The organism is Corynebacterium sp. P4-C1, from assembly GCF_030503595.1.
Lineage (GTDB): Bacteria > Actinomycetota > Actinomycetes > Mycobacteriales > Mycobacteriaceae > Corynebacterium.
On the sequence record NZ_CP129966.1, the window covers coordinates 2,108,467 to 2,126,129 of the forward strand.

Here is a 17,663-nt window from a genome sequence, read left to right on the forward strand (position 1 = left end):
GCTTTGGCTGGCGGGGGTGCGGAGGCCCCTAGAGCCACCACGTTTCGGCCGGGCCGGGCGGCAGATGGCGCTTGTGCTGGCCGACGGCCCAGAGATGCTCGAGGCGGGCGGCGGCGGTGGCGTCGATAAGCGCGCCCTCGAGGTAGTCGTCGATCTGGGCGTAGGTGACGCCTAGCGCCTCTTCGTCGGGAAGCGCGGGCCGGTCTTCTTCGAGGTCGGCGGTGGGGACCTTCTCGTAGAGGCGCTTATCCGCCTCGAGGTGGGCGAGGAGCTGCGCGCCCTGGCGTTTGTTCAATCCCGCGAGGGGGATGAGATCGGCCGCGCCGTCGCCGAACTTAGTGAAGAACCCGGTGAGGTTCTCCGCCGCGTGGTCAGTGCCGATAACGAGGAGTCCAAGCTCGCCCGCGATCGCGTACTGGGCGGTCATACGCATGCGGGCTTTGACGTTGCCCTTGTTGAAGTCGCCGAGCTTGCCGCGGTCGAGGCTGTCGGCCACCTGGCTGGCGAGCGCGGTCGTCGCCGGCTCGATATTCACCGTGACGCGTTTGTCGGGCTGGATGAAGTCGAGGGCGAGCTGCGCGTCATCCTCATCCGCCTGCACACCGTGGGGGAGACGCACTGCGACGAACGTGGCCTCCCGGCCCTGCTCGCGGGTCTTCTCCACAGCCATCTGCGCCAATTTGCCCGCTAGTGTCGAGTCCTGGCCGCCCGAGATGCCGAGGACGAAGCCCTTCGCGCCGGTCTTTTCCAGGTAGTCGACGAGGAAGTCCACGCGCCGGGCGATCTCGCCGGCGGGCGCGATGAACGGTTTCACGTCGAGCGCCGCGATGATTTCCTGCTGCGTTGCGCCGATAGCGTCATGGGAGGGGTGTTCGGGCAAGTTGTCGGAAGTGGTGCCGGACTCGTGAGACATGTCCGCTATCGTAGCGCGGAAGCATTCCCCGGCTCCGGCCGTTTTGGTGCTTCGGGGCCGGTCAGGTAGCATTGACTCCCGTTGCACGGCAGCGCCATCCTGTGGCGCGCCGACCAAAGAAACGATTGAACGCCGCCACCTGCACGGATCACCGTGTTTCCGCGGCGGGCACTCGGGAAAACAAACGAGTAGAAAGGAGCGCCCGATGAAGGTCCGTAAGTCCCTTCGGTCGCTGAAGAACAAGCCGGGCGCTCAGGTTGTCCGTCGTCGCGGCAAAGTGTACGTGATCAACAAGAAGGATCCGCGCTTCAAGGCTCGTCAGGGCTAGTCGCTGATTTCTTAACGCCCCCGCCGCAATGAGCTCCGTGCTCACGGCAGGGGGCGTTTTCTTTTTCCGAGTCATTGTTGTGATTTGTGACACGATCTGTGCGCAGTGTTAACCGTAGGTTCATGCGGGGAAATTATTTTCTCGTGTACTTGCTGTTTGTTGTCTCCGACTTTTTCAGGATCATGAGTACGACGCGCACGTTTCCTTTGAGTTTTGTTTCGGTGTTGTTTGTTGCTGCGCTGCTTGGTGTGTGGGGGTTTGTTGCTCCTGGAGATGCCGTGGCGCAGGGCGGTGGTGGTGAGTCGTCTTCGGCGAGCGCAGCGTCGTCGACTTCGTCGGTGGGGTCGGGTGAGGCGACGGTTGATAGTAAAACGGCGTTGGTGTTGGATGCGTCGTTTTCGATGAGTGAGGCTGACGTTGGTGGTGGCAGTCGTATGGATGCGGCGAAGAAGGCGTCGCATGATTTGGTGAATTCGTTGCCGGAGCAGGCGAATTTGGGTTTGTTGGCGTATGGGATGCGTGAGTCGAATGCGCCGGATAATCGTGAGAGGGGGTGTCAGGATATTGAGACGTTGGTTCCGGTGGGCAAGTTGGATAAGGACACGTTGAATTCGAAGATCGATGAGATGTCGCCGAAGGGGTATACCCCGGTGGGTAATTCGTTGAAGGCTGCCGCTAAGGAGCTTGGTGATTCGGGTGAGCGGACGATCATTTTGGTTTCTGATGGTATTGATACGTGTGCGCCGCCGCCGGTGTGTGAGGTGGCTAAGGAGTTGGCGGGTGATGGTTTTGATCTGACGATTCACACGGTCGGGTTCAAGACTGATGAGGAGGCCCGTAAGGAGCTGGAGTGTGTCGCCGAGGCTGGTGGCGGTGAGTTCATGGAAGCTGATGATGCTGGTTCGTTGGCGGAGTCGTTGAAGTTCCTGGCCCAGCGTGACGCCGAGACCTACCAGACGGCTGGTACTGAGTTTGAGTATTCCGATACCCCGGAAGACGCCAAGTGGCTGGGCGAAGGCCGCTATCACACCACCGTGAACGCGAAACTCCAGAAGAATCCCGGCGATAAAGTCGAGACAGGCTACTACAAGGTCGCGATTCCGGAGGGCCACAATGCGGTCATTTCAACGACTGTCCTTCCAAAGCGGTCGACTTCGGGGCGAGCTACTGATGCCAGGTTCACCGTACGACGTGCTGACCCCATAAACGGAGTCGAAAAGTGCGAAGGCAGCTACGGCGGTGCTTACACAGAAATCGACGGCAAGACGAGCGGCAGCGCTGCCTGGATGCCGGAACCTCTGATCCGGCGGATTCAGCCGGTCGAGGAAGAACGAGGGTGCGGGCAACAATGGACTATTCCTGACCAAATCGCGTATGAGAACGCCAGCGCTGCATCTGGCCGTGGTGAGGAAAAAGTCGACGTTGAGGTTGAAATCAACTTCGAGCCGATTCCCGATGATTCCGAGGTCGCCGAGTACCCCGATGCGGTGGACACCAATGATGACGGTCCCCAGCTCAGCTTCGATGGGCCCCAAGACATCAAGGGCGGCTCGAGTTTCTCTGAGGCGGTGGAAGTGAAGCCGGGTGCGTATAAGGACGCGATTGTTCCGGGTGAGTACCGCTTCTACAAGATCCCGGTGGAGTACGGGCAGCGGCCAGTGTTCAGTTACCGGTCCCTCGAGCCGCAGGATGGCGGTCTTGGAAATCTGTCCCCGATGTTGTATTCGCCGTTCCGCCAAAACATCAAGTATGAATCGAACCGCCCTGAAGCCACCCTGGCTGGAAACGTGATCAGCTTCCGTAACAGGGAAGCTGGCAGTACGGGTGCGCAGCAGGCGAACGCGGGCTACTACTACGTGGGTCTCGGCATGCCGCAGGGCGACGCGGACAAGGTCATGGGTGTCGAGCAGCCGTTTGAGATCGCGTTCGACGCGGTTGGGGCGGAGACTGATGGTCCGGATTGGCGTCCGTCGGAGGAAAATGGTCCGGAGCCGAGTGATACTCCGCCGGATACAGGCGGAAAGAAGGACGGCGGGGAGTCCGATGGGTCGGAGCAGACGCAGGCTCAGGAAGATGATGGTGGGAAGGGCTCCGGTGCCCGCGGCATTCTGATTGCGTTGATCAGTGCGGGCATTCTGGCGGTGCTGGCGGCGTTGGTGGCGGCGATCGTGGTGTTGCGCCGCAGGTAGTAGTGGTGGCCCCGCCAATATGGGGCGCTGAGGCCCTCCCAGGATCCCCGGTTCGGTGTGAATCAGGGATCAGGAAGGGCCTTTCCGCGCTGTGATCACCGTGATTTCGGGAGGGCGTGAAAATATTTCGTGTGAAATTCCACCCGTGTAAGCCGTTTTCCGCGTGTGAACGTATGTGACAGAACTACATGTAGGTTATTTCCCTTGGCTATCCTGCGAATACCACACGTGTAACTACTACATGTAGTACCAGTTGCTAGAATGAGGCACAACGTATAGTGTTTCTTGGTGTTCGCCCCCCGACGGGGAGCGGGCGCGGCGCATCGCTCGATGCCGCACCACTCTTATGTTGATTCGAGCGCTAGCGGCACCCCTGGGGCCGCCAGGTAAGTCTCACTAGCCCCCGAACATCCTCTGAGAAGAAAAGAGCCTGAGAATTATGTCGATCACCCTTTACACCAAGCCGGCTTGCATGCAGTGCAACGCGACGAAGAAGGCGCTGGACCGCGCTGGCCTGGAGTACACCACCGTGGATATCTCCATGGATGATTCCGCACGTGACTACGTCATGGCTTTGGGCTACCTGCAGGCGCCGGTCGTGGAGGCCGACGGGGAGCACTGGTCGGGCTTCCGCCCGGACCGTATCCGCACCCTCGCAGAGGGCGTCGCCTAGCCGCCCCGCAAGAAACTAGAGCCGTCACGTTGTTGGCGGCTCGACGTTTTGCGCCGATAGTTCCCGTTCAGTCATCCCATCCTCACATCCCGCTCATATTTAAGGTCGGCAGTCCTTCATGTTGGTCGTCTATTTCTCTTCCGCGACGGGCAATACCCACCGCTTTGTGGAGAAGCTCGGGCTTCCGAGCGCACGGATTCCGCTGCGGCGCACGGAGGCGCCGCTGAAGGTGGAGAAGCCGTTCGTGCTCGTGTGCCCGACCTACGGGGGAGGGGCGTCGCTCAACCACGAGAACTCCCGGCCAGTCCCGGTGCAGGTGATCCGATTCTTGAATGACGAGTCGAACCGGAAGCTGCTGCGCGGCGTGATCTCGTCGGGCAACTCGAATTTCGGCCCGGACTTCTGCAAAGCGGGGGATGTCATCGCAGCCAAGACGGGTGTGCCGCACATGTATCGTTTCGAGCTTATGGGCTCGGAGCTGGATGTGGAGACGGTGCGCGAGAACTTGGTGGCGAACGTCGATAAGCTCGGCCTCGAACCGCTCACCGCGCACGAGCGCGAGGTGCTTGAGGAGCATCGTGCGCAGAAGATGGATAGTGCGCGGCGCCTCGCGCGGCTGCGGGAGCGCTACCAAGCCGTATAGAGCTGCATAGCTGTGTAACTGCACCTTTTAGCTTTTCAACTTCACAATTCAACTTGATCACTGCTTGAGAAAGGCCCGAAGAACCGTGACCGACACCGTGGGTAAGACCGTTGCTGAGCCGGTTAACCAGTCCGAACAGCTCGATTACCACGCGCTGAACGCGCTGCTGAACCTGTACGACGAGAACGGCAAGATCCAGTTCGACAAAGACCGTGAGGCGGCGAACCAGTTCTTCCTGCAGCACGTCAACCAGAACACCGTCTACTTCCACGACTTGGAAGAGAAGATGAACTATCTGATGGAGAACAAGTACTACGAGCCGGAGACGATCGAGAAGTACGAGTGGGACTTTGTGAAGTCCACGTTCAAGCGGGCGTACTCTTACAAATTCCGCTTCAAGTCGTTCCTGGGCGCGTACAAGTACTACACGTCGTACACGCTGAAGACGTTCGACGGGCGCCGTTACCTGGAGCGTTTCGAGGACCGCGTGTCGATGACGGCGCTGTTCCTCGCCGACGGCAACGAGGAGCTCGCTTCCGCGCTTGTCGACGAAATCATGACCGGCCGTTTCCAGCCCGCCACCCCGACCTTCCTCAACGCCGGCAAGGCGCAGCGCGGCGAGCTCGTGTCCTGCTTCCTCCTGCGCATCGAGGACAACATGGAGTCCATCGGACGTGCGATCAACTCGTCGCTGCAGCTGTCCAAGCGAGGCGGGGGAGTGGCACTGCTGCTGTCCAATATCCGCGAGTCGGGTGCGCCGATCAAGCACATCGAGAACCAGTCGTCCGGCGTCATCCCGGTGATGAAGCTGCTGGAGGACTCCTTCTCCTACGCCAACCAGCTCGGCGCGCGCCAGGGGGCGGGCGCGGTGTACCTGAACGCGCACCACCCGGACATCCTGAGCTTCCTGGACACCAAGCGCGAGAACGCAGACGAGAAGATCCGCATCAAGACCCTCTCCCTCGGCGTGGTCATTCCGGACATCACCTTCGAACTGGCCAAGCGCAACGACGACATGTACCTGTTCTCCCCGTACGACGTCGAGCGCGTCTACGGTGTCCCGTTCGCCGATATCTCGGTGACCGAGAAGTACGAGGAGATGGTCGAGGACCCGCGTATCCGCAAGTCCAAGATCAACGCCCGCCAGTTCTTCCAGACGATCGCGGAGATCCAGTTCGAGTCCGGCTACCCGTACATCATGTTCGAGGACACGGCGAACAAGGCGAACCCGGTGAAGATCGGCCGCGTGAACATGTCCAACCTGTGCTCCGAGATCCTGCAGGTCAACACTCCGTCCGTGCTCAACGACGACTTGACCTACAAGGAGCTGGGCAACGACATCTCCTGCAACCTCGGTTCGCTGAATATCGCGATGTCGATGGATTCGGACGACTTCTCCAAGACTGTGGAGACGGCCATCCGCGGCCTGACCGCCGTGGCGGACAAGACCTCCATCGATTCGGTGCCGTCCGTGCGCGAAGGCAATGATGCCTCCCACGCCATCGGTCTCGGCCAGATGAACCTGCACGGCTACTTGGGCCGCGAACGCGTCGAGTACGGCTCCGAGGAAGGTCTGGACTTCACTAACGCGTACTTCGCCGCTGTCCTCTACGAATGCCTCAAGGCCTCCCACACAATCGCGGTGGAAAAGGGCGAGGCCTTCGAAGGCTTCGAACGCTCTGAGTACGCCACGGGAGAGTTCTTCGACCGCTACAACCCGGAGGAGTTCCAGCCGAAGACGGAGAAGGTCAAGGCAATCTTCGAGAAGTCTTCCGCCCAGCCGCCGAGTGCCGAGCAGTGGGCCCAGCTTAAGGCGGACGTGGCCCGCGACGGCATCTACAACCGTTATCTGCAAGCGGTGCCGCCGACCGGCTCGATCTCTTACATCAACAACTCGACCTCGTCGATCCACCCGATCGCCTCCAAGATCGAGATCCGCAAGGAAGGCAAGATCGGCCGCGTCTACTACCCGGCGCCGCACATGGACAACGAGAACATCGACTACTTCAAGGACGCCTACGAGATCGGCTACGAGAAGATCATCGACACCTACGCGGTGGCCACCAAGTATGTCGACCAGGGCCTGTCTCTGACGTTGTTCTTCAAAGACACGGTGACTACCCGCGACCTGAACCGCGCGCAGATCTACGCGTGGCGCAAGGGCATCAAGACGCTGTACTACATCCGTCTGCGCCAGATGGCGCTCGAAGGCACCGAGATTGAGGGCTGCGTGTCCTGCATGCTGTAGGCCTTCGCTTCCCGACGGGGCGGCTCTACCGCCTCACCCCACGTTTTCCCAGCAAACAGATAGGATGATCTGCGTGACTGACGCGCATGAATACGACTCGTACCTGGCCTCCCACGACAAGCCGGTGAAGGCGATCAACTGGAATTCGATTCCCGACGACAAGGACCTGGAAGTCTGGGACCGCCTCACGGGCAACTTCTGGTTGCCGGAGAAGATCCCGGTGTCCAACGACATCCCGAGCTGGAAGACGCTCACCGAGGACGAGAAGCAGGCGACGATGCGCGTCTTCACGGGTCTGACTCTGCTGGACACTATCCAGGGCACCGTCGGCGCTGTCTCGATGCTGCCGGACTCGAAGACCCCGCACGAGGAAGCGGTCTACACCAACCTCGCGTTCATGGAGTCCGTCCACGCGAAGAGCTACTCGAACATCTTCATGACCCTGGCATCGACCCCCATGATCAACGACGCGTTCCGCTGGTCGGAGGAGAACGAGAACCTCCAGCGCAAGGCCAAGATCATCCTGAACTACTACGAGGGCGGAGACCCGCAGAAGCGCAAGATCGCCTCCGTGATGCTGGAGTCCTTCCTCTTCTACTCCGGTTTCTACCTGCCGCTGAACTGGTCGGTGCACTCCAAGCTGACCAACACCGCGGACATCATCCGCCTCATCATCCGCGACGAGGCGGTGCACGGCTACTACATCGGCTACAAGTACCAGCGCGCGTTGGCGGAAGAGACCGAGGAGCGCAAGGAGGAGCTGAAGGAGTACACCTTCGACCTGCTCTACGACCTCTACGACAACGAATGCCAGTACACCGAGGACATCTACGACCCGCTGGGTTGGACCGAGGACGTCAAGCGCTTCCTGCGCTACAACGCCAATAAGGCGCTGAACAACCTGGGCTACGAGGGGCTGTTCCCGGTCGACGAGACCCGGGTCTCTCCGGCGATCCTGGCGTCCCTGTCGCCGAACGCGGATGAGAACCACGACTTCTTCTCCGGTTCCGGTTCGTCTTACGTCATCGGCAAGGCCGAGGACACCCAGGACGACGACTGGGATTTCTAGAGCCGCATCCGGCTCACTCTCTCTCAATTCAACCGCCGCCTCAGTTGGGGCGGCCGCTCTCCCCAATCCGGGGTCAATCAGGGTGGCCCAATCAGGCAGGTGCCGCGCCCATTATGGGTGTGGCCTGTGATGTCTGGATTTTGGCTGGGGCGGCCGTTAAGATGAAGCGGTACTAGTTGCGCCTATCCATGCGCCTGCATGGGTGTGCCCGGGCCGAGGTTCGGTTCCGGGGACGTGGTGCGGCTGAGTCTCAATCAGGAGGAATCGAATGACTGCTGTGGCACCACGGCTTGACAACACGGCTGGGTCCGACGTTGTCGCCCCGGTCCGGCCGGAGCCGACCGGAAAGGCACGTAAGGGCACCCGCCTCTACGACCTGTTGACCACCACAGACCACAAACAGCTGGGCGTGTTCTACATCATCATGTCCTTCGTGTGGTTCTTTGTTGGTGGCCTTATGGCCCTGCTCATCCGCGCGGAGCTCTTCTCCCCGGGTCTGCAGTTCCTGTCCAACGAACAGTTCAACCAGCTGTTCACCCTTCACGGCACGGTGATGCTGCTGGCGTTCGGTACTCCGATCGTCTGGGGCTTCGCCAACTTCGTGCTGCCGCTGCAGATCGGCGCACCGGATGTGGCTTTCCCGCGCTTGAACTCCTTCGGCTTCTGGGTCACCCAGGCGGGCATTCTCGCGATGCTGTCGGGCTTTTTGACCCCGGGCGGCGCAGCCGACTTCGGCTGGACCATGTACCTGCCGCTGGCGGACGCAATCCACACCCCGGGTGTGGGCGCTGACCTGTGGATCCTGGGCGTGGGCGCTACCGGTGTCGGCACCCTGGCTTCCGCCATCAACATGGTGTCCACCGTGCTCACCCTGCGTGCGCCGGGCATGACCATGTTCCGTCTGCCGGTGTTCACGTGGACCATCTTCGTCGCGTCCATCATCGCGCTGATGATCTTCCCGCTGCTGACCGCGGCTGCTCTCGGTGTCCTGTACGACCGTAAGCTCGGCGGACATATCTTTGATCCGGCCAACGGTGGCGGCATCCTGTGGCAGCACCTGTTCTGGTTCTTCGGCCACCCGGAGGTCTACGTCCTCGCGCTGCCGTTCTTCGGCATCATCTCCGAGGTCGTCCCGGTCTTCTCCCGTAAGCCGGTTTTCGGCTACATTGGCCTTATCTTCGCAACGCTGGCGATCGGCGGCCTGTCCATGGCTGTGTGGGCGCACCACATGTTCGTCACCGGTGCGATCCTGCTGCCGTTCTTCTCGTTCATGACCTTCCTCATTGCTGTTCCGACCGGTGTGAAGTTCTTCAACTGGGTCGGCACGATGTGGAACGGCCACCTGACGTTCGAGACCCCGATGGTCTGGGCGATGGGCTTTTTGGCTACGTTCCTGTTTGGTGGTCTGACCGGCATCATGCTGGCCTCCCCGCCGCTGGACTTCCAGCTGGCTGACACCTACTTCTTGGTTGCGCACTTCCACTACACCCTCTTCGGTACCGTGGTGTTCGCATCGTGCGCCGGCGTGTACTTCTGGTTCCCGAAGATGACGGGCCGCATGCTCGACGAGACTCTGGGTAAGTGGCACTTCTGGCTGACCTTCATCGGCTTCAACATGACCTTCCTGATCCAGCACTGGCTGGGCAACATGGGCATGCCGCGCCGTTACGCCGACTACCTGGACACCGACGGCTTCACGCTGTTCAACCAGATTTCCACGGTTGGCTCCCTGATTCTGGGCATCGCGTTCCTGCCGTTCATCTGGAACGTGTACAAGTCCTGGCGCTACGGCGAGGTCGTCACCGTCGACGATCCGTGGGGCTACGGTAACTCCCTCGAGTGGGCTACCTCCTGCCCGCCTCCGGGACACAACTTCGAGTCCCTGCCGCGCATCCGTTCGGAGCGTCCGGCCTTCGAGCTGCACTACCCGCACATGGTTGAGACCATGCGCCGTGAGGCTCACACCGGCCACCACGACACTCGCTCCGAGTTGACCACTCCGGGCGAGACCGACGGCCGTGCAACCCGTGCGGCTGCTGGCACCGGTTCCACCAAGGTGACCGACTAGCACTAGCCCGTACAGGGCCCGGCGGCCGCAACCCCGGCCGCTCCTGATTGAAGGCCCCACTCCGCGAATCGTGGAGTGGGGCTTCTTGCTGTAGTTTCTAAGCCATGAGTTATGCCGTGCGTTTGCAACCTGGTCTCCACTACGCCGTGATCACATTGACGGGTGCGGACCGTCCGGGTGTGACAGCGGCGTTCTTCGCTGTTCTGTCCCAGCACGGGGTGCAACTGCTCGATGCGGAGCAGGCTAATTTTCGCGGGCGGCTCGCTTTGGCGGCGTTCGCGGGAGTGAAGCCGTCTGCCGTCGAGGCGCTCCGCAGGGATCTGGAGGCGGCGCCGGAACTGTCTGGCCACGCCGTTCTGATTGAGACGGATGAAAAGTCGCTGGCACCGCAACGCAAGCGCTCCACCCACGCGTTGGTGGTGCTGGGCGACCCGGTTACGGCGGAGGCTGTTTCAGAGATCGGCCGCACGTTGGCGGATTTCGGGGCGAATATCGACCGTATCCGCGGTATTTCCGATTATCCGGTGACGGGCCTCGAGCTGTCCATCACGATTCCGGGGCAGGGCGACGAGGTGAGCCACACGGTGCGTAAGGCGCTGGCAGTCCTGTCGTCTGGGCTGGGAGTGGACATCGCGATCGAGCGGGCCGGGTTGGCCCGTCGTTCTAAGCGCCTGGTGTGCTTCGACTGCGATTCGACGTTGATCACGGGCGAGGTCATCGAGATGCTCGCGGCGCATGCGGGGCGTGAAGAGGAGGTCGCGGCAGTCACGGAGCGGGCGATGCGCGGAGAGCTCGATTTCGAGGAGTCCCTGCGTGAGCGTGTGAAGGCGCTCGCGGGTCTGGATGCCTCGGTGATCGACGAGGTGGCCCGCGCCATCGAGCTGACGCCGGGAGCGCGGACGACGATCCGCACGCTCAAGCAGATGGGCTACCGCACCGCGGTGGTTTCAGGAGGCTTCATCCAGGTGCTGGAGCCGATGGCGGAGGACCTCGAGCTCGACTACGTGCGGGCGAACACGCTTGAGATCGCCGACGGGAAGTTGACGGGCAACGTGATTGGGAAGGTCGTCGACAGGCGCGCGAAGGCGGATTTCCTCGCGGAATTCGCAGTCGATTCCGGTCTGCGCATGTCGCAGACGGTCGCGGTGGGGGACGGCGCGAACGACATCGACATGATCACCGAGGCGGGCCTGGGCATCGCCTTCAACGCGAAACCGGCTCTGCGCGAGGTCGCGGATACCGCGGTCACGTACCCGTTCCTTGATTCGGTGCTCTACATCATGGGCGTGCCGCGGCATGAAATCGATCTGCTCAACGAGGAAACCGGCATCGAGGGCAAGGTCGCGCTCGATTAATGGATAGCGAGCTTATCGACGCCCACTCGTTCCTCACCCATTCCCTCTCCGGCGACGGGAGAGGAACCGAGGACCCAGACGACCCGCAGACGGTTCAAGCGATGCAGATCGCGCTCCATATCCCGAAGGCCGAGCTGCCTGAGCGGTCCGACGTGCTCGCCGCGGCCGCCAAGGCCGTCGTCGCGGTGTGCCTCGATCCGCGCGCGGCGCAGCCCGGCGCGTGGCAGGATGCGCTGGCGCAGTGGTACGGCCACCGGATCCGTAAGATTGCCCGCCGGGCGCGGGGTGCAGGCTGGGAGAAGGTGCAGGCCCTGCCCGGATGCACCGCGGTTTCCGGGACGGCGGCCGCACGCGCGTTCATTCCTTCGGCGGTCTCCGAGGTGCCCCACCCGATTGCGAAACTCCAGATCCGCGGCACAGAGCTGCCCGCAGATGCGCCCGGTGATCGTGATCCAGGTGTTCCGCTCATCGCGGTCGACGCCTCGTTGGGGATGACGGCGGGCAAGGCCGCGGCGCAGGCGGGGCACGCGTCGATGCTGCTCGCGGCGGCGATGGGACCCGAGCAGGTGCAGGCGTGGGCCGCCGACGGCTTCCCGCTCCAGGTGCGGGAAGTCCCGCGGGGAGACTTCGAGCGGCTGAGCCGCGACCCCGCGGCCGTCGCCGTGCGGGATAGCGGCTTTACCGAAGTCGCGCCCGGTTCCACCACGGTGGTGGCGCTGCCGGGATAGTACGTCTAACTACACGTCTAGCTACTTTTTCTGTTTCTGCTGCGGCGACGTCAGCCGGCGCAGCGCCCCGCGGACGACCTCCGGGTCGGTGGTCTCCCAGAAATCGGGGAGGGAGGCGCGGAGGAATTGCCCGTAGCGCTTCGTCACCAATCGGCTGTCCAGCACGGAGACGACGCCGCGGTCCGTGGTGCTGCGCAGCAGCCGGCCCGTGCCCTGCGCGAGCAGGAGTGCGGCGTGCGTCGCGGACACCTCCATGAACCCTGAGCGCCCCGCGGCGTCCGCGGCTTTGCTGCGCGCCTGCAGTAGGGGATCGTCGGGGCGGGGGAACGGGATGCGGTCGATGATCACCTGCGACAGCGAACTGCCCGGCACATCCACGCCCTGCCACAAGGTCAGGGTGCCGAAGAGGCAGGAATTCTCGTTGTTGGTGAATTCCTTGACCAGCGCCCCGATGGAGTCGTCGCCTTGCACGAGAATGTCGAAGGGGAGGCGTGAACGCAGCGCGTCCGCGGCTTCAACGGCGGCGCGTTTCGACGAGAACAGCCCCAGTGTCCTCCCGCCGGCGGCGGTGATGAGTTCGGCCATCTCGTTGATGGTGGCCTCGTGCAGGCCGTCGCGGCCGGGCGGGGGCAGGTGCTTGGCGGTGTAGAGGATGCCGCTTTTCCGTGGGTCGAAAGTAGTGCCGGCATCGAGGGAGTCCCACGACGAGTCGGGCAGGCCCCAGTTGGCGGCCATGGCGCGGAAATTGCCGCCTACCGCCAGGGTGGCCGATGCCAGCACGACGGTCTGCTCGGTGAAGAGCCGTTCGCGCAGCAGCGCGGAGACGGACAGGGGAGCGACAGCGACGGAGTCGCCGTAGCGTTCCGAGCGGGTCAACCAGACGACGTCGATGTGCTTCGCCGGGTCTTCCTCGTCGAAGACCTCGAGAATGCGCACCAGTGAATCGTGCAGCTCCGTCAGGTGGTTCTTCAGGTTCTCCCGTTCTGCGAAGGTCTCCGGATCATTCGCCGCTTCGCCCTCGGGGGCGCGTGCGATGGCCTCCCGGGTCCGCCACAACGCATCGCGCACCGCCGCGAACGAACCGCGGGCGGGCTCCGAGATCGTCTCCCAGCGCCCAGGCTCCTCCAGGTCGAGGACGGCGGAGAAGTCGTCGATAAGCTCCTCCAGCTTCTGCTGCTCGGTCTTCGCCTTGAGCTTCCCGGCGCGACGCGCGGCGAGCGTGAGGGCGCGCGCGGAGAGCTCGTTGGTGGCCACGGATGTGACGCGGCCGTCGAGCTCGTGGGCCTCGTCGATGATGACCACGTCGTGCTCGGGGAGGATATTTGCGTCCGACATGGCGTCGATGGCGAGCAGGGCGTGGTTGGTGACCACGACATCGACGTCCTGCGTGCGGCGGCGCGCGGCCTCGGCGAAACATTCCTCGCCGTGCGGGCAGCGTGTGGCGCCGAGACACTCGTTCGCGGTGACGGAGACTTGGCGCCAGGCGGCGTCGGGCACGCCGGGCTCCAACTCGTCGCGGTCGCCCGTCTCTGTCTCGGCGGACCACTCGTGGACGCGCTTGATGTGGCGGCCGAGCCAGGAGATCTCCTCGGTGTCCATGAGGGCCTCCGGGGCGTCCTGGTCGACGGTGAGCTTGTTCAGGCAGAGGTAGTTCGAACGGCCCTTCTGGATCGCGAAGGTCGGGGTGCGCGGCAGCTTCGGCTCGAGCGCCTCCACGAGCCGGGGCAGATCACGCTCGACGAGCTGGCGCTGCAGTGCCAGCGTTGCGGTGGAGACAATCACTGTTGTGTCCGTCGCCTGCGCGTGGCGGATTGCCGGGACCAGGTAGGCCAGGGATTTTCCGGTGCCCGTTCCGGCTTGGACGGCGAGGTGCCGCTCTGACTCCAACGAATGCGTGACCGCCTCCGCCATCGCCACCTGTCCGGGGCGGCGGGCACCGCCGAGGGCATCCACGGCGGCGTCGAGAAGCTCCCCCGTGGTCAGGGACAGCGGGCGGTCCGTGTCTTCCGCGCCCGTCACTCTTCGGGGAAACCGATGAGGCGGGTGCGCACGGCCGGTTCATCGCGTGACAGCGACAGTCCCTCCCACGGCAAGGTCTCGCGTTGCTTGGCCAGGTGCTCGCGGGAGGCTTCCAGGTCGTCGAGGCCGTCGACGATCTCGCCGTCGCGAATGAGCGGAATGACCAGCTCGCGGTAATCCAGCGACGTCGGATTCTCCGGCGGGTTGGCCCGCGGGTAAACAATCTCGTCCACCGCGACACCGGTGCTGCGGTAGGTGCGCACCGCGCTCTTCGCGCCACCCTTCATCCGCTTGCCGGAGGAACGCTTGGCCACGGGAACGCCGTCGACCTCGACGAGCTTGTACACCAAGCCCGCCGTCGGGGCGCCCGAACCGGTGACCACAGAGGTGCCCACGCCGAAGCCGTCGACAGGGTCGCCGCGCAGCCCTGCGATGGCGAATTCATCGAGGTCGCTGGAGACGATGATCTTCGTGTTGTAGGCACCCAAACTGTCCAGCTGGGCGCGCACGCGCCGGGACATGATGCCCAGATCGCCCGAATCCAGACGCACGCCGCCGAGCTCCGGACCCGCGACCTCAACGGCGTTGGCCACGCCCTGGGTGATGTCGTAGGTGTCCACCAGCAAAGTGGTGCCCACCCCCAGCGAGTCGATCTGCGCCTTGAACGCTGCCTTCTCGTTCGGCGTGCCGTCCGGGTTGGTGTGCAGCAGAGTCCACGCGTGAGCCGCAGTGCCCGCCGCCGGAATGCCGTAGCGCAGGCTGGCCTCCATGTTGGAGGTGGAGTCGAAGCCCGCGATGTACGCGGCGCGCGCAGACGTCACAGCCGACTGCTCGTTGGTGCGGCGCGACCCCATCTCCATGATCGGGCGGCCGTCAGCGGCAGTCACCATGCGGGACGCCGCCGTGGCGATCGCCGAGTCCGAATTCAGGATGGACAGGATCACCGTCTCGAGAATGCAGCACTCCGCGAATGTTCCGCGCACCGTCAAGATCGGGGAGTAGGGGAAGTAGAGCTCGCCTTCCCGGTAGCCGTCGATCTGCCCGCTGAAGCGGTAATTGCGCAGGAAATCCTTCGTCTCCTCGCTGAGGAAGTCCGCCGTGGCGATCTGCTCCTCCGTGAAGCGGAATTTGCGCACGGCCTCAATCAGCCGGCCGGTCCCGGCGACGACACCGTAACGGCGTTCGTTCGGCAGCTTTCGGCCGAAGACCTCGAAGACGCAGTCGCGGGAATACGTGCCGTCCTTCATCGACGCGTCGAGCATTGTCAGCTCGTACATGTCAGTCAAGAACGCGGTGGAAGACTGAAGGTCATTGGACTTGGTGTCCGACTCGGGCGTAGTCATAGGGACAACATTAGTCGGTGCAGGGATCAGGTTCCCGCACAAGAACGACGCGGTGGTGCGGGAGGCGCCCGCTCGCCGGGGCGCGGAAGTCTAGTACCCTTGGGCCTATGACTGGTGTCACACACGAGATTCGGATGGGCTCCCCGATGGCTACGCCCGAGCTCGACGAGGAAATCGACGTCAATGTCGATGTCGCCGAGAACCTGCCCTGGATGTGCATTGTGTGGGATGACCCGGTGAACCTGCAGAGCTACGTCACCTACGTCTTCCAGACCGTGCTGGGCTACGGGCGTAAACGCGCGCAGGAGCTCATGATGCAGGTCCACACCGAGGGCAAGGCCGTCGTCTCCTCCGGCGAGAAGGACAAGGTTGAAGGCGACGTGAAGAAGCTGCACACCGCTGGCCTGTGGGCCACGATGCAGCAGGCCGGCTAGAAGTTCTTAAGTTCCTACAGCGAAGAAGAGGCGAGTAGATGCAGCCGTGGCGGCGGAAGAAGGGGCTCATGCGGGTCCCGCGATTCAGCACAGTGTTCGACCCGATGGAGCGCGAAGTCATCGGTGACCTCACCGCCACTGTGTCCGAGGCTCTGATCAAGCGCGCCCAGTCAGCCCCGAAGGACGAGCTCGCCGCGATGATGGACATGCCGTCGGGCCACACCGACGCACCGCAAGATCCCTCCTTGGCTCGCCTCCTGCCCGATTTTGAGCGCGAAGGCGACGAGGAGTTCGACGGCGACAACTCGCTGCTGCGCAGCCTGCACGAGAACGACATCATCAAGGCTAAGTTGACGAACCTGCAGGTCATTAACGAGGCTCTCGGCCCGACCGGCGGTGTCGCAGTCACCATCGATGAAGAGGACGCTCCCCGCGTCGTCGCCGCCCTCAACGACATGCGCCTCTACGTTGCGTCAGCTGAAACAAACAGCGAGGCTGCGGAGCAGGACCGTGACAACCTCGTCGAGTGGCTGGCATTTTGCCAGGATTCGCTGCTGCAGGCCATGACGGGGGAGTAGCTGTGGCAGACAGTGCAGCGCCGCGTCCGGTACCGGCGGTCTTCGACATTCCCGGTCTGCGTGTGGGCCACGTCTCGCTGGGTGACACGGGTGTCACGGCGCTGGTGTCCACTGATCCTGCCGGCATGGTTGGCGCGGTTGATGTGCGCGGCGGCGGTCCCGGAACCAGGGAGACCGATCTCCTGGACCCGCACAACACAGTCCAACGCGTCAACGCAGTGGTGCTATCCGGCGGCTCCGCTTTCGGCTTGGCTGCGGCGGACGGAGCCATGCGCGAGCTCGAGTCGCGGGGCCTGGGTTTCGCAGTCTTCGGCGACGATGTTCCTGGTCCGCGCGTGCCCATCGTTCCCGCCGCGGTCATTTTCGACCTGATCATCGGCGACCCGGATCACCGGCCGAGTGCCGGCGACGGTGCCGCCGCGGTCGCGGTCGCGCTGGATGGCGACAGCTCCCAAGCAGAGACAGGCAGCGTCGGGGCCGGCTGTGGCGCGACAGCGGGCGTGCTGCGTGGGGGAGTGGGCACCGCGCAAATGGCGGTGGCCGGGCAAGGCAGCTCCGAGTCGACGCATGGGACGGGGGCGGAGTACACCGTCGCCGCGCTCGTGGTGGCGAACCCCATCGGCAGCGTCATCGACCCCGGGACGGGCCGTTTCTTCGGCGACCCGTCGCGCCCGCCGGTGGATCTGCAGGAATTCGCTTCCCTCGAACGCCCGAAGCCGAAGCTCAACACGACGATCGGCGTGATCGCCACCGACTGCCCGCTGCCGCAAGCGCAGCTCGAGCGGCTCGCCATGACCGGCCATGACGGTATCGCGCGCGCCGTGCACCCAGCGCATTCGCCGTTGGACGGCGACACCCTCTTCGCCGTCTCCACCGCGGCCGCGGACGAGTACGGTGCCGCCAGTCCCGCCGATGGGGATCCGGATCTCTACTACGCGCTGTGCGACGCCGCCGCGCGCTGCGTCGAAGCCGCAGTCGTGGAGGCCGTTGCCGCGGCTTCCCCCGGTCATGGGGTGGCGGCGTGGAGCGACATCGCCGCAGCAGCGCATTAAGCTGAAGCGCACCATGAGCCACA

The 17,663-nt window shown here is 63.4% G+C and carries 15 protein-coding genes; 12 read left to right on the plus strand and 3 right to left on the minus strand.

The features are described 5' to 3' along the window. Positions 1-28: 28 nt before the first annotated feature. Positions 29-913 (minus strand): ammonia-dependent NAD(+) synthetase, encoded by an 885-nt coding sequence (gene nadE / locus QYR03_RS09975; protein ID WP_259851855.1) that lies wholly within the window; start codon positions 911-913, stop codon positions 29-31. Positions 914-1,118: 205 nt separating this feature from the next. Here nadE and ykgO point away from each other — a divergent pair, with 205 nt between their 5' ends. The 9 genes from ykgO to QYR03_RS10020 all read left to right on the plus strand — a co-directional run bounded on the left by ykgO (position 1,119) and on the right by QYR03_RS10020 (position 12,214). Beyond that, positions 1,119-1,241 (plus strand): type B 50S ribosomal protein L36, encoded by a 123-nt coding sequence (gene ykgO / locus QYR03_RS09980; protein WP_003852698.1) that lies wholly within the window; start codon positions 1,119-1,121, stop codon positions 1,239-1,241. 122 nt (positions 1,242-1,363) lie between these two features. Continuing rightward, on the plus strand, positions 1,364-3,430 hold the full coding sequence (locus QYR03_RS09985) for a VWA domain-containing protein (protein ID WP_301713429.1): 2,067 nt from the start codon (positions 1,364-1,366) through the stop codon (positions 3,428-3,430). A gap of 439 nt (positions 3,431-3,869) precedes the next feature. Continuing rightward, on the plus strand, positions 3,870-4,103 hold the full coding sequence (nrdH, locus tag QYR03_RS09990; protein ID WP_259851853.1) for a glutaredoxin-like protein NrdH: 234 nt from the start codon (positions 3,870-3,872) through the stop codon (positions 4,101-4,103). A 118-nt stretch (positions 4,104-4,221) separates the two neighbouring features. Continuing rightward, entirely contained in the window at positions 4,222-4,746 is a 525-nt protein-coding gene (gene nrdI / locus QYR03_RS09995) for a class Ib ribonucleoside-diphosphate reductase assembly flavoprotein NrdI (protein WP_301713430.1), read from the plus strand. Between the two features lie 85 nt (positions 4,747-4,831). Continuing rightward, positions 4,832-6,994 carry a class 1b ribonucleoside-diphosphate reductase subunit alpha gene (gene nrdE, locus QYR03_RS10000; protein ID WP_301713431.1) on the plus strand — a complete coding sequence of 721 codons (2,163 nt, stop codon included), beginning with the start codon at positions 4,832-4,834 and terminating at the stop codon, positions 6,992-6,994. A gap of 64 nt (positions 6,995-7,058) precedes the next feature. Then, positions 7,059-8,063, plus strand: a complete 1,005-nt coding sequence (gene nrdF / locus QYR03_RS10005; protein ID WP_301713432.1) for a class 1b ribonucleoside-diphosphate reductase subunit beta — start codon at positions 7,059-7,061, stop codon at positions 8,061-8,063. A gap of 268 nt (positions 8,064-8,331) precedes the next feature. Further along, a complete protein-coding gene (gene ctaD, locus QYR03_RS10010; protein ID WP_301713433.1) occupies positions 8,332-10,131 on the plus strand; it encodes a cytochrome c oxidase subunit I in 1,800 nt (599 codons plus the stop codon). 104 nt (positions 10,132-10,235) lie between these two features. Then, on the plus strand, positions 10,236-11,486 hold the full coding sequence (gene serB / locus QYR03_RS10015) for a phosphoserine phosphatase SerB (protein ID WP_301713434.1): 1,251 nt from the start codon (positions 10,236-10,238) through the stop codon (positions 11,484-11,486). Next, positions 11,486-12,214, plus strand: a complete 729-nt coding sequence (locus QYR03_RS10020; protein ID WP_301713435.1) for an aminoacyl-tRNA hydrolase — start codon at positions 11,486-11,488, stop codon at positions 12,212-12,214. The genes serB and QYR03_RS10020 overlap by 1 nt, the downstream gene beginning before the upstream one ends. A 21-nt stretch (positions 12,215-12,235) precedes the next feature. On the opposite strand, the gene QYR03_RS10025 is transcribed toward QYR03_RS10020, so the two are convergent. Together QYR03_RS10025 and QYR03_RS10030 are read right to left on the minus strand one after the other, a co-directional pair. Beyond that, the gene (locus QYR03_RS10025) at positions 12,236-14,233 is read right to left on the minus strand and encodes an ATP-dependent DNA helicase (protein ID WP_301713436.1); all 1,998 of its coding nucleotides are present in this window, start codon (positions 14,231-14,233) and stop codon (positions 12,236-12,238) included. Further along, entirely contained in the window at positions 14,230-15,576 is a 1,347-nt protein-coding gene (locus QYR03_RS10030; protein WP_259851845.1) for a nicotinate phosphoribosyltransferase, read from the minus strand. Before QYR03_RS10030 ends, QYR03_RS10025 begins: the two co-directional genes overlap by 4 nt. Positions 15,577-15,683: 107 nt before the next feature. Here QYR03_RS10030 and clpS point away from each other — a divergent pair, with 107 nt between their 5' ends. From clpS to QYR03_RS10045, 3 genes are read left to right on the plus strand one after another with little or no spacing between them, the layout of a single operon-like run. Continuing rightward, complete coding sequence (clpS, locus tag QYR03_RS10035; protein WP_259851844.1) at positions 15,684-16,010, plus strand: ATP-dependent Clp protease adapter ClpS; 327 nt, start codon at positions 15,684-15,686, stop codon at positions 16,008-16,010. A gap of 38 nt (positions 16,011-16,048) precedes the next feature. After that, positions 16,049-16,588: a DUF2017 domain-containing protein gene (locus tag QYR03_RS10040; RefSeq protein ID WP_259851843.1), complete on the plus strand. Its 540-nt coding sequence runs from the start codon at positions 16,049-16,051 to the stop codon at positions 16,586-16,588. 2 nt (positions 16,589-16,590) lie between these two features. Beyond that, positions 16,591-17,640: a P1 family peptidase gene (locus QYR03_RS10045; RefSeq protein WP_259851842.1), complete on the plus strand. Its 1,050-nt coding sequence runs from the start codon at positions 16,591-16,593 to the stop codon at positions 17,638-17,640. Positions 17,641-17,663: the final 23 nt, after the last annotated feature.